The sequence below is a fragment of the Candidatus Glassbacteria bacterium genome, from assembly GCA_019456185.1.
GTDB lineage: Bacteria > Gemmatimonadota > Glassbacteria > GWA2-58-10 > GWA2-58-10 > JAJRTS01.
The window spans coordinates 13,577-26,345 of record VRUH01000028.1 but is presented as its reverse complement, the minus strand read 5'-3'; the positions used below and the strand labels follow the sequence as shown (position 1 = coordinate 26,345).

The window sequence follows — 12,769 nt, the reverse complement described above, 5'->3', positions numbered from 1 at the left end:
AGCATTACAGACTTACTTTAATTAAAGGCCGGGATACCGTCCCGGCCTTTGTTTGTTCCCCGTACCCTTGATACAACTCTACGACGCTCCGTAGCTTTCACCCTTCAGCCGGTAGAGCGTCTCGCCGGCTTTGGGTACGAACAGGAAACCCTCTTCCTCGCGGTTGCGCCACTGGTCGAAATCGATTCCATCCGGGTCACGGTAGCCCAGGTTGATCCGACCGCAGCGCTCTTCGGGGATCGAGGTGGCCAGGGTGACCTTCATGTCGCATTGTTCGACACCGTCTTCGAAAGTTCCGCCGCCGCGGACATGGGTGCTGTGGGCCAGTATGCCGCGGGGGATATCGATGAACTGTTCCATGCGTTTCAGGAAATAGTCCCGGCAGTGGTAGCCGATCCGGTTCAGGATTTTACCGTGTGTGTAGCTGACCTCATCGATATGGGGCGCGTAGATTATCAGTTCGCCTCCCTCCTCGATCACCGGCTCCAGCTTGTACATCACCTTGCCCGCGGTCCAGATATCATCGTACATACGCGGCGCCATGCCCAGCACGGACTTGTACTTGCGGTTTACGTATCTGACATGCAGCTTCGACGACAAGTCCGCAGCCATGCTCCAGGCCTCGCGTGTCGGCCCGATAAACAGCCCGGCCAGTTTACCGCCCTTTTCCACCATGTCGAAATTAGTCACCGGCACGGTGATAAACTCCGCCGCCCTGTCGACCACCATGCGCGGCGGTGTCCATTTGTTGCCGTTGACCAGCGGATTGGTGATCACCGCGCCCAGCCAGTGGAAAAAGTGCAGCAGCTTGTTACCCGAAATGCCCGGGAAGAAATACTTATTTCCGCCCGAGAACCCGACAACCTCGTGGGGAAACGTGGGTCCGAGGATAATCAGCTGGTCGTAGTCGTAAATCATCTTGTTGATCGTGACAGTCAGTTCCTCGCGGAACAGCCCGCCGCTGATCTGCTCGATCTCATCCGCCGGGATTTTTCCGATTTCGGCGAATGTGTCGGCCAGGTCCCAGCGATGGTTGAAAATTCTGGCCGCCGGGTACTCGTGTTTCAGCTCGTAGGGTGTCAGCCCGACCCGTTCGGCGATCTTTTTCTCGCTCATCGGCTGGTGGGTCCCCAGCGCGATCAGGAAATGAAGCTTTTTAACCCGGCCGTTGAGGTGCTTGTAGAAGATCGGAAACATCACGTCCAGCGGCACGGTGCGGGTCCCGTCGGGGATAATCACCAGCAGACTCTTACCATCTAGAATAAGACTGTCCAGCCCCCGCACGCAGAGGTCCTCGATCTCGACCGCTTCCAGCCGGCGGTAGTCGTCGTAACCCCTGCCGATAACCAGGCTCTCGTCAACCATCATGACCGTACCTCATTCAGAATGGCTGTTGGCCGACCTCGCTCAGCTCGCGGTTTTCCAGGGCGGAGTATCCGGCAGCAACGCCTCGAACCGCACAATCAGTCCGTGCTCGTAATCTCCGGCGTACGTACCCGCCACGAACCGGTCGAACGCCTCGTCGTGAAGCAGTTTCCAGCTCTCTTCCTCGTGAGCCGGATTGATCGGGAAAAACAGGGCGTCGTTGGCCCTGGCCGAGCGCATATCCCCCGGCGCATCGCCGATCATCAGCACCTTGTCCGGATCGTACTTGCCGCCGGTGGCCATCTGAAGGTGCTCCTTCTTGCTACCCATCTCCTGCCCGGCGATAACCCTGACATACCGGGCCAGGTCGTGCTCGTTCCACTCTTTTTCCAGGGCCGGCACCGGCGTGGCGCTGACCACCACCATGTCCGCCCTGTCCTCCATTTTCCGCAGGCTCTCGCGCACCCAGGCGAACGGTTTGCAGCCGTAGACCATCCAGTCCACGCTGTCGTTGACCGCTTTGCTCCACTCCAGCACTTCCTTCAGCACGGGGTTGCCGTTTTTCTCCACCTCGGCGGTCAGGGTGGGGTTGCCCAGGGCGATCCCGCTGTCCACCCATTTGCGGAGTTCGTTCAGCTCGGGCAACTCCACGCTGCTGGCGGCCACCTCGGGACGGTCCCGGAGCAAATCTATCGCCATCAGCAGCGCGGGGAACCGGTTGATGCCGCGCCACTTGGAGTACAGGTTGACAAACTCCGCGGCCTCGCGGGCGTACTTGCTCACCGACTGGAGCCCGAAATAGCGGATGATATTGGGGATGAAACACTCTTTATGCTTCAGCTCCATGGTGGGGTACGCGCAGCCGTCGGAGTCGATACCCACAAAATAATCATTTTCCGGTTGCAGATCGATCAGGTCCTGCTTGCTCGCCATTGAAACTCTCCTGAACTTGACTGTTTATCCATCGTGCGTCTTGATTATACACCACTGAACGCGTTGAACCCGCCATCGACCGGGATAACCGTGCCGGTGACAAAACTGGCCGCGTCGGAAATCAGCCAGAACAGCACGCCCAGCAGTTCCTCGGGGCTGCCGTAACGCCCCTGGGGCGTGGCGGCGATAATCGCGCGGCCGCGCTCGGTGGGCTGGCCCGTCTTCTCGTCCACCAGCAGGAACCGGTTCTGCTCGGTGAGGAAAAAGCCCGGCGCGATAGCGTTGACCCGGATCTCGGAGGCGTAGTCCCGGGCCATGTGCACGGCCAGCCACTCCGTGAAATTGCTGATCGCGGCCTTGGCGGCTGAATAGCCCAGCACCTTGGTCAGCGGGTGGAAGGCGCTCATCGAGCTGATATTGATCACGTTGCCCCGTTTGCGCTCGGCCATCACCCGGCCGAAAATCTGGCTCGGCATGATCGTGCCCAGGCAGTTGAGGTCGAACACCCAGCGCACCGCATCTTCCGGCAGGTCGAAAAACGAGAGTTCGGAGCTGGTGGTGGCCTCTTTTTTGTTGCCCCCCGCGCCGTTGACCAGCACATCGACCGGACCCAGGGCCTTTTCCACCTGCTCGCAGGCCTCTTCGATACTGGCGCGCTGCAAGACGTCCACCGCCACCGGCACCGCCTGGCCGCCGCCGGCCTTGATCTTGTCGGCCACCGCGGCGGCGGCTTCCTCGCGAAGGTCCAGGACAGCCACTTTGGCGCCGGCTTTGGCCAGCGCCTCGGCCATCACGCTGCACAGGATTCCGCCGCCGCCGGTGACAGCCGCCACCCTGCCGCTGACATCGAATAAATTTGCCGTGTAATCATTTGCCATTTCAGTCTCCGTTCCCGCTGTTGAGATAAACCTTGTCAGCCGGCACTAGCCGCGGCTCAGGCCCAGGGTTTCAACGTGACGGCCGATATGAGCGCGCAGCGCCTCGTAGTAGTCTTCCTCGTAATTATACAACGTCCGGTAAATCTGGTCGCGGAAAAGATAGGCGCCCCCGCTGTCGGTAGTCGAAAGCAGGGAACCGTAGGTGATATGCAGCAGTTGACGGGGGTCGATCTCATCCATCAACCCCGGTAGCTGCTCATCGCTCAGGGTTTCCAGCGCCGGGATCTTGCCCAGGTCGGTGGTTACGTGGTAGCTGGCGCGGTCCTGCTCGAAACGCTCCAGCGCGAATGAGTGCATCAGACGGTACAGCGCGGGATTGCGCACCGAGATCACCCGCACGGCCTCGAGCCAGCTCGTACCGGCTGTCTTGAGATGGAAATAGCCGCCGGTGTACTTGCCGACCAGCGGAAAGATCGAAAACTTGTCGCTGCCGGAGTGGACACTGATCTTGTAGGGTCCCAGTTGTCTGGCGATCAGCGCGTGACGGGCGAACTGGCGCTCGAACTCGGCCACCTCGCCGATATAGTCGATCCCCTTCTGGAACTGGCCCGTAAACTTGGGGGCCAGGCTCTGCCAGACCACTCCCCGGCGCTTGAGTTCCTCGGCCACGAACACGTGGTCGCACTCGGTAGTGTCGGTCTCGGTCTCGTCGACACTGACCTCGAAATCGAAATATTTTGCAGAATCCGCTCCCGCGGCTCCCACCGCACTGCGCAGCGCCTCGTAGAGGGCGGCCATATGTTTGACCGCCTGGAGATAGACCAGGCTGCACCTGGCCAACTCCACCGGGCTGAAAGTAATATCCACGCCCACTCCGCCAGCGGCGAAATTCCATTCGCGGCCCAGGTAGCGGCTCTTGAGCTCACCGGCCTCGGTCAGTTCCTCGAATTTTTTCACCGCTTGTTCATCTGAGAGATGTACAGCATCTATTTTGATGTAGTCCGAGGCATCGATCGTGAACATCGTGTAACCGAGGCTGTGGCAGGAGAGGACCTCCTCTTCCTGCTTGATATGGTCGGCATCGGCGGCGAACGTGCCCGTGTAGCCGGCCTCGAACACACCCCAGCCCGCGTCGTCGATCACGTCCCGGGCGCTGCGGCCCGTGCGGCCCATCTCGCGCATCGACTGCTGGGCCAGCACCGGGAACACGTCGCAGCCCTCGAAGGCGCGAAGGTGACCGGGCGTGGCCACACCCAGACGGTCGCCCGTGCCGAAGGAGACCTTGCGGCCGACAGGCACCGGCGCGGTCCAGGGGAACACCTCGCGCAGGGCCGCGGAATTGGCCGTATCCAGCGGGCAGAGCTTGACTTTCAGACTGCCCTCGCCGGCGAACTTTTTAGCCTGGCCTCCACTGCCGATTACGCCCAGCCGCTTGCCGTCATCGGTGCGCACCAGCACGAACCAGTCGCCATCGGCGTACTTGACCGATTCGGAGTAGACACCTTCCACTTTCGCCAATTGGCCGATCCCGCCGGCCAGCGCGACCTCCAGCTTGACCAGCAGAATTCCTCCGGACACCTTGCCCTGGTTGCTGTTCAGATCGATCGCCATCACTCGCTCTCCCGGGATAGATATCCCTGTCCATGTAACTAAGTATCTTTTTCTCAGCGTTAAACAGGGTGGACGTCCAGCTAGTCCCACCTCTGCGGTCATACGTCGTATTCAGCGCACTTTTTCGGCAGCCACTTACGCTTGAAACGCATGAACCGGGGCAGGCCGCCCTCCATCGGCACCTCTACTTCACCCTCGATCAGCGGCCTGGCGAATTCGATAAACTTCCCGTTGGGCATGTTGCCCGCCTCGTTGAGCCAGTCGCGGGGCAGTTTTTTTTCACCGTTGGCCACATCCTCGAGCTTCGCCAGCCCGGTCTCGCACCTGTATGGCGAGCTGGACACCCGCTCCAGGGTAACCATCTTGCCGCTGGTGCCGCCGGTCGCCTGCCGGACAGCCTCGGCCCCGGACATGTACGCCTCATCGCGGTCGGTGCGGCTGGCGAAATGCATGGCGTTGCGCTGGGTCAGGCCCGGCATCATCCAGCGGGTCTTGAGTCCCAGCTCATCCTCGATAATCTTTTTCAGCACCTGGGCCACGCCGCCCAGCTGGGCGTGGCCGAAACTGTCTTTTGCCAGGGCGCTCGTGTCCTCGGCCACACAGGTCCCGTCCTCCCAGGCCACGCCCTCGCTGGCGACAATGAAGCAGCGGCCCAGCTCGCCGTGCACCCGGCGCACGTCCTCGACAAACTTCTCGCGGGTAAACCGCGCCTCGGGGACATAGATCAGGTGCGGAGCGTCTTCCGGGCTGCGGCGGGCCAGCGCCCCGGCAGCGGCGATCCAGCCCGCGTTGCGGCCCATCGTCTCGAGCACGGCGCAAGTATCGAAGGTCCAGAGGCTCTCGGTATCGCGGCCGGCCTCCATCACGCTGGCGGCGATAAACTTGGCAACGCTGCCGTAGCCGGGGCAATGGTCGGTGCAGGCCAGGTCGTTGTCGATTGTCTTGGGCACGCCCATCACGATCAGCTCATAGCCCAGCTCCTCGCTGAGCTTCTTGACCTTGGCCGCGGTATCCATCGAGTCATTGCCGCCGGCGTAGAAGAAATAGCGGATATCGTGGGCCTTGAACACTTCCAGCACACGCTCGAAATCGACCCGGTCCTCCTCGATCTTCTTCAGTTTGTAGCGGCAGCTGCCGATAGCGGCGCTGGGCGTAGTTTTCATCAGCTCGACAGTCTCCGCCCCCTCGGCCCCGATATCGAAAATCTCTTCCTGCAGCACGCCCAGAATACCGTTGTAAGCGCCATATACCCCTCTAATCGCCTCACTTTTCAGCGCCGCCTGGATCACGCCGCAGGCCGAGGCGTTGATTACGGCGGTCGGACCGCCGGACTGGGCTACAATCGCGTTACCTTTAATCCCGCTCATTTTCTGACTCCGGAACCCGATGTTTTACCTGAAGTGCAAGTCACGATTTCAATTTTATCCGCAAGCTGCGCCTGCAGACTCTCATCATCCAATCTATCGGTGAGTATGTAATCGAAATCCGCCAGCTCGGCGAACGGAACGAGGCTGGAGGCGCCGAACTTGCTGGCATCCACAACGGCGAACTTCTCCTCCGCCACGGCCATCATCCGCCGCTTGGTCTCGCCCTCCACCGAGTTGCCGCAGAAAAATCCGCGCTCGGCGCTGACTCCCCGTGCACCGATAAACGCCCGCTGGACATGGATATTCTCCAGCATCGACCAGCTTTCCGGCCCGATCACCGCCAGGCTTGCCGAGCGAAGAACTCCGCCGGTGAGCAGCACGGTGATCTCCTCCTCGCCGCTCAACTCCACCGCCACGGGGATCGAGTCGGTGATCACGGTCAGGTTGCGGAAGCCGTGGAGATTGCGGGCGATTTCGAGAATCGTGGTGCCGGCGTCGAGCAGAATATTCATCCCGCTCTCCACATATTCGACCGCGCGCTTGCCGATAGCTCGCTTGGCCGCCAGGTTCGGCACGCCCTTACCGCCGAACGACAGCCGCGCCCGGCCGGGGAAAATGCTGTTCTCCTGAAGCAGCGCTCCGCCGTGGGTCCGAGTCAGGTAACCCTTGCGGGCCAGCAGCGAAAGGTCATTGCGCAGGGTGACCTCGCTGACCCCGAACTGCTCGGTCAACTCCGAGATCCGGATTTTACCTGTCTGCTGGATCAGCTCCAGGATTTTCTGCTGGCGTTCTTCGGTAAACATACGGGAAATTTTCTGTTAAGATATTCGGTCGAACGGAGTTAGCGGTTAATTACGAAATCTTTCGATTGGTTTCGCTAATATACTAGGAAGTCCGGGGAGCGTCAAGGGACAGGGTTTAATCTGTGACACAATTTTCACTCCTCCGGCGCGGTCTTCCAGCGCTTATGCGGCCAGAACCAGTGCTCGGGCGCCTGGCGCACCTGGCGCTCGAGCGTGGCAGTGTAGTACTCGGTTACCCGCCGGATAAACTCGTCGCGATTTGCTGTCTCAGGCCGCGGAACCAGCTCGAACAGCACCTCCCAGCGGCCATCGCCAAGCGGCAGCATCAGCGAGATCACCACGGGTGAGCCGCACATCCAGGCGAACAGCGCCGGCCCGACCGGAGTCGAGGCCGGGCGGCCCAGAAACGGTACGAACACGCCCAGGCGGTGGGCGTCCTGGTCGGCCAGGAATGTCACTATCCGGCCGTCGCGAAGGGCGCGGGCGATTGTTCCCGACGAGTTCCGCACCGGGATCAGCCGCATCCCGTTGGACTCGCGCAAGGCGTTGACATAGCGGCTGAACAGCGGATTGGTCTGCGGGCGGGCGATCACATCCAGCGGCCAGCCCTCCCGCGCAGCCCGCGCACCCATCAACTCCCAGTTTCCGTAGTGGAATGCCACGTTCACCACCCCCCGGCCCCCGTCCAGCGCGCTCTCCAGCACCTCGCGGTTGCTCAAGAGCACCTTGTCCGCCAGTTCTCTGTCGCTCAGGCGATGAATACGGAAAACTTCCGTGAACACGGCCCCCAGGTTACGGTAGCTCTCCCGCCCCAGCCGATCGAGTCTGTCGGCTTCGAGGCCGGGGAAAGCGCGCGCCATACTCTCCAGCACCAATCTCCGACGGAAACCCAGGGGATTCCAGGCGAACGCTCCCAGCCCTCGGCCCAGAGCGCATGAGGCTCTCCCGCCGATAGCCCCCAGCAGCAGCACTCCGGCCCGTACAGCGGCATATTCTGCTAGGTGGGCCATTTTTTTCCCGATCCTTGCCATCGACCACTGCTCCCGCGGCAACGAGTTCCCCGTATTTCCGGTGTTTCAGGGACACTTGGTCTAAATCATTATAATTCCGTCAACACCGTCTTGCGTTGACAAATACGAACATTAACTTTAATATTAGTGGAATTGAGTCGCAAGGAGATCGAACCTGCCAAGCCCCTTGAAACAAGGTTCAGCCAAGCTCCTACCCTGACAGGGCCGAGGTAATGGTTTCCACTCTGCTCGAAAACATTCTGGTCAAAACAGATACCCTGATCGAAAGGGTATTCCGTCCTCCCCGTGACCGCGAACCGGTGGATTTCGGCCGCTACCTGAACAACCCCGAAAAGATTCTGCTGATTGCTGATCATGATCTGGCGGGTGTCTGCCTGGTAAGCTGCTTCATACCCACCCTGCAACAAAAATTCCCCGCCGCGAAAATTGCCGTTGTAGTCAACCCTGAACATGCAAGCCTGCTTGGTGGCATGAAACGGGTGACCGTTTTCCCCTGGGAGAACCGCGCGCCTCACCAGTTGGACAGCGGTTTTCGCAGGTTGAGCGCCGAGTTGCGTCAGCGGCAATTCCACTGGGGCCTGAACATGGCCGGCGGCGGCCGGGCTGAGGCACTGTTATTGTATGCCGGTTCGGTGATGATCAGAACCGGTATCGCGCGGGATGACAACGACCGGTACTACAATCTGATTGTCAGGTCAGGTGAAAGCGGCGGGATATTCCAGCGGCTGACCAACCTTATGCGGGCGCTTAAAGTGGATATCCCGGCAGATGGCCTCGAACTGCCGTTCACTCTGTCCCGTTCGGAACGGCAGCGGGCTCAGCGGTTTATCCGTCAGCGCAAAAGCTCTAGTGGCAACGGCAGGTTTATCGGCTTTGCTCCCGAAACCGGTCCGGCTAAGAGCAGTATGGAACAATTGTTGCAGCGGACGTGCATGAGGCTGGTTTCCGAGTATGAGCCGCTGCACTTGATTGTGGCCGGCAATCTTGCCTCCGCCGACGAATTGAAAAAAAACGAACAATTACGCGCCTACCTGTTTTTCTTTGATGACCTCCGGCGGATGATCGCCGCACTGGCCTACTGCGACCGGGTAATTACCGGCAGCGCAGGCCTTGCATGGCTGCTGGGTAAGATGGGTGTGCGCGTGGCACTGATCGTCACCGGAAGGGACCGCCTGGCCGAGTTGGGTATCGAGACCCCGGACACTGTCACTGTTATCCGCGAGGGTGACGAGGGCGGGGTCGAAAATCTGGCGGTCGGTTTCACCAGATAACCTATGGAAAAATTTACCGCAGATATCCAGGATCTGAACTCACGGCATTCGTTTATCGGCGATGATCTGGCCGGGGAACTCAGCAGCAGGTTCCCCCGGCTCGAGCATGCCTGGTCCGCTGCCGATCAGGATGAACTGGCCGCGGCCGGAGTGCAGGCGACCGGTAATGCCAGGGTTATCGCTCTGCTGCCGCTCAACTCCTCTCCCGCTGCCCGCCAATCCCTCGAAAACGCCTTCCGCGGTATCGCCACCACAGGCGGCGAAAATGTCGTGGTGGACATGGATATCGCCGAACCACATACCGGGTTGCTGGGCCACACGGGCGGCGAGGGTTTGAGCGACCATTTCCTCTACGGGGTCAGTCCTGACCGGATTCTCTCCCAAAGCTCCTCCGACAGTTCACTGAAAATCCTCGCTCCGGGCACGTTCACCCCCCGCGCCGGCGAAATCTACTCCGGCAGCGGTTGGGACAGCCTGATCGATGAGCTGGCGGCCGGGACGGAAAGCGGTACAGTGATCCTGCTCGGACCGCCGGCGGACAAGTTCTCTTCGCTGGCGGCTCTGGGCAAAGCCGACAGGGTGATGATTTTCTCCGGCCGCCTCGATCAACAGGCCCAGCAGGGTCTTCCCGCTATCCTGGAAAAAATGGCCGCCAGCCTGCCGGAGAGTTCCGAGATGAGATTCGTCTGGGTCGATTCGGAGCCGCCGGTAGAGGAAGAACCGGAACTGGAGGATTCTGCAGAGGAACCCGAGACCCTTACCGGGGAAACACCCACTCAGCTTGCGGATGCGGAACAAACTCCAGAACCTCGGACTACGGATGAAACTCTTGTCGAGGCGCCGGTTAGCGAAGATTTAGACGCCGAAGAATCGGCGGACGTGGTCCCCGATGAGCACCCCGGTGCGGAACCGACTCAACTCAGCGCCGAGGATGTTTCACTGGCTGCGGAGAAAATGCCGGGATCGCAACCGCTGGACGATATCCAGGATGACTCCGGTAAACCCGATACTTTCGACAGCGGCAAGCTGCCCGGCCTGAGCGAGCCGTCCGAGGGTGAACTGGCCGGGAGCGGACAGACCGCCGACGAGGACGACGAAGAAATATACCTGCCTGAGGAACTGCTGTTTCTTGACGACGACGAGAAAGCCCCGGCTGAGACTGCAAGCATCGAAGCGGCTCCGGTCGAGTTAGGCCGGCTGCCGGACCTGAGCGAGATAGATGGGCAAGTACAGGACGGTACTGAACAACCGCCTGATGCGGAAGAAGCAGCCGTACAGGACGCGGAAACAGGAGCGCCGGTTCTGGCGGATGACGTTACCGAAGAGGCCGGGGAGGAAACGGACGAAACGCCTGCCGTGGAACCGGAAGAAACTGTTGCGGCGGCACCTGGAACGCCCGACGAGCCGGAGCAGTCTCCGGCGGCTGAGGATGAACCGGTCGAAGAGGCTGCTGAAATTCCGGCCGCAGATGAAGAACCATCCGGGGAGACTGAAGAAGCGGAACCCGAAGATGCGGTAGCTGCTCTGGCGGAAGGTGTCACGGAAGAAACCGATGCCGCGGAATCAGCGGAAGATACCGAGGCTGAAATTGACGCCGAGGCTTTGTTCACTGATGAAGAACTCGACGATGAGGACATTGAACCGCCGGCGGAGGAAAAACAGGTCGCAGCTGAAACGGGCAGCGAACTGAACGGGGAAGCGCAGGTGCTGATCGATAAATTCCTCGAGACCGCCGACCAGCCGAAAGACGCCGAACCGGATCTCGAACTGGACACCGATCCGCTGGGCGAAGGCGAACTGGCCGAGGATACCGGGGACACAGGCGGGGAAGCAGAGGCTGAACCGGCGGTTGTCGGTGCGGACGACCAGCAGGAAACCACAGAGGAACCGGATCAACCGGAAGAGGCTCCCGCCGGGGAACTCGATGCGGAGGAAATCCCGGAAACTGAGGACCTGCCTGCCGGGGAAGCTGTCGAGGATGAGGCTGTTGCCGAGGTGGTGGTTGAAGCCGAAGCGGAGAGAGAGGATATCGATGAGGTCGAGGAACTGAAGCCCGAGGAACTCGAGGAACTCGAAGTCGATGACCTGGAGCCTCTCGATGAGGCAAGTGCCGGGGCGGCAGATGAAGCGGAAGCTGCAGAGGCCGGAGCGGAGGCAGCGGAAGCCGCCGAGGAGGAAACAGAAGCTGTCGAGGCTGAAGCTCCCGAAAAAGCGGAAGCCGCCGGGACTGCCGATGAGGAAACCGGGGCCGAACTGGATGAGGTGCCCGAGGAACCGGCGGCCGAATCTGAAGCTGAACCAGCCGCGGAAGCCGGCGAAGAAGCCGCGGGAGAAAAAGCCGCCGCCGAACCTGGAGCAGAAGCTGAACCGGCCGTGGAAGCCGGCGAAGAAGCTGCGGGAGAAGAAGCCGCCGCCGAAACTGGAGCAGAAGCTGAACCGGCCGCGGAAGCCGGCGAAGAAGCCGCGGGAGAAGAAGCCGCCGCCGAAACTGCCGAGGAGAAACCCGCTGATGCGGTTGCCGGTGGTGAAGGCGATGGGCCGGACGTACCGGATGACGATGAACTGGACGAACTGCTTGCCAGCGCGGATGCGATAGATGACCTCGATGGCGGCATCACGCTCGACGAACTGGACGAAGTCGACGGGGCGGCTCCGGTCGCTGCCGCCGCTAAAAAGAAAAAGAAGAAGAAATCAAAGCCTCGCGGCAGGCCGCTGGTGCTGGTAACCATCCTGCTGGTTATGGGTTTCGGCTTGTTTTTCGTCTGGAAACAGGGATATGTCAGTACACTTGTGCGCGATGTCCCCGCCTTGAGCGGCCTGGCGAGTTTTATCCCCGGAGTCGCCGAGCAACGTGAGCGGGAACGGGCCGCGGCCCAGGCAGCCGCCGACAGCGCCGCACTCGCTGACTCACTGAGCAGAATCCCCCCTGCGCCGGTATACGACAAGCTGGGATACTCAATCCAGATAGGCTCCTACCGTTATCTGCCGCATGCGCTGGCCGCCCGCGACAGACTGCGCCAGTCCGGCCTGGAAACCGTCTATGTAGTGCCGCTGGAACTGGACAGCCTGGGCAACTGGAACCGTCTTTACGTCGGGATGTACGAGTCGGCCGGCAGGGGCGATACGGCTTTCCAGGACGTGCGCCAGGCGCTTCGTCAGGCAGGAATTCCCACCAGCGGCGGCGAGGACGTAATCACCCGTCACACACCGTTGACCTTGATGGTTGCCGAGGCCCACAACCCGGACTCGCTGCAGGCGGTGATGGACAGGCTGGAAAGCAATTTCATCCCCACCTACATGGTCCAACTGGCCCGCGAGGACTCGCTAAGTCCGCCGGTCTACCGCCTTTATTCGGGAGCGTTCGAAAACGAGGAGCAGGCCGTGTTCCTGCGCAACAGGATGTTCAACCTCGGTGTCCGGGCCATGGTTATCGAGCGCGAGGGCCGCTCCGAACGGGCCGGGCAGGAAGCCGGAGCGCCGTCGCCACCCGCCTGACACTCTCCGGGCGAT

The 12,769-nt window shown here is 60.9% G+C and carries 9 protein-coding genes; 2 read left to right on the top strand and 7 right to left on the bottom strand.

From position 1 onward, the window contains the following. Positions 1–78 precede the first annotated feature (78 nt). The 7 genes from FVQ81_11110 to FVQ81_11080 form a co-directional block, all read right to left on the bottom strand. Positions 79–1,365, bottom strand: a complete 1,287-nt coding sequence (locus FVQ81_11110; GenBank protein MBW7997095.1) for a DUF2088 domain-containing protein — start codon at positions 1,363–1,365, stop codon at positions 79–81. Positions 1,366–1,407: 42 nt separating this feature from the next. Then, complete coding sequence (locus tag FVQ81_11105) at positions 1,408–2,298, bottom strand: HAD family hydrolase (protein ID MBW7997094.1); 891 nt, start codon at positions 2,296–2,298, stop codon at positions 1,408–1,410. 44 nt (positions 2,299–2,342) lie between these two features. After that, complete coding sequence (locus FVQ81_11100; protein MBW7997093.1) at positions 2,343–3,176, bottom strand: SDR family oxidoreductase; 834 nt, start codon at positions 3,174–3,176, stop codon at positions 2,343–2,345. Positions 3,177–3,221: 45 nt separating this feature from the next. Then, positions 3,222–4,889, bottom strand: coding sequence for a hypothetical protein (locus FVQ81_11095; GenBank protein MBW7997092.1), 1,668 nt, complete (start codon positions 4,887–4,889; stop codon positions 3,222–3,224). Beyond that, the gene (locus FVQ81_11090) at positions 4,886–6,154 is read right to left on the bottom strand and encodes a 6-phosphofructokinase (protein ID MBW7997091.1); all 1,269 of its coding nucleotides are present in this window, start codon (positions 6,152–6,154) and stop codon (positions 4,886–4,888) included. Before FVQ81_11090 ends, FVQ81_11095 begins: the two co-directional genes overlap by 4 nt. Then, positions 6,151–6,957, bottom strand: coding sequence for a DeoR/GlpR transcriptional regulator (locus tag FVQ81_11085; GenBank protein MBW7997090.1), 807 nt, complete (start codon positions 6,955–6,957; stop codon positions 6,151–6,153). Before FVQ81_11085 ends, FVQ81_11090 begins: the two co-directional genes overlap by 4 nt. Before the next feature lie 134 nt (positions 6,958–7,091). After that, the gene (locus tag FVQ81_11080) at positions 7,092–7,988 is read right to left on the bottom strand and encodes a lysophospholipid acyltransferase family protein (protein MBW7997089.1); all 897 of its coding nucleotides are present in this window, start codon (positions 7,986–7,988) and stop codon (positions 7,092–7,094) included. Positions 7,989–8,200: 212 nt separating this feature from the next. On the opposite strand from FVQ81_11080, the gene FVQ81_11075 reads away from it, so the two are divergent. Beyond that, the gene (locus tag FVQ81_11075; GenBank protein MBW7997088.1) at positions 8,201–9,259 is read left to right on the top strand and encodes a hypothetical protein; all 1,059 of its coding nucleotides are present in this window, start codon (positions 8,201–8,203) and stop codon (positions 9,257–9,259) included. Positions 9,260–9,262: 3 nt separating this feature from the next. Further along, a complete protein-coding gene (locus FVQ81_11070) occupies positions 9,263–12,754 on the top strand; it encodes a hypothetical protein (GenBank protein MBW7997087.1) in 3,492 nt (1,163 codons plus the stop codon). Positions 12,755–12,769 lie beyond the last annotated feature (15 nt).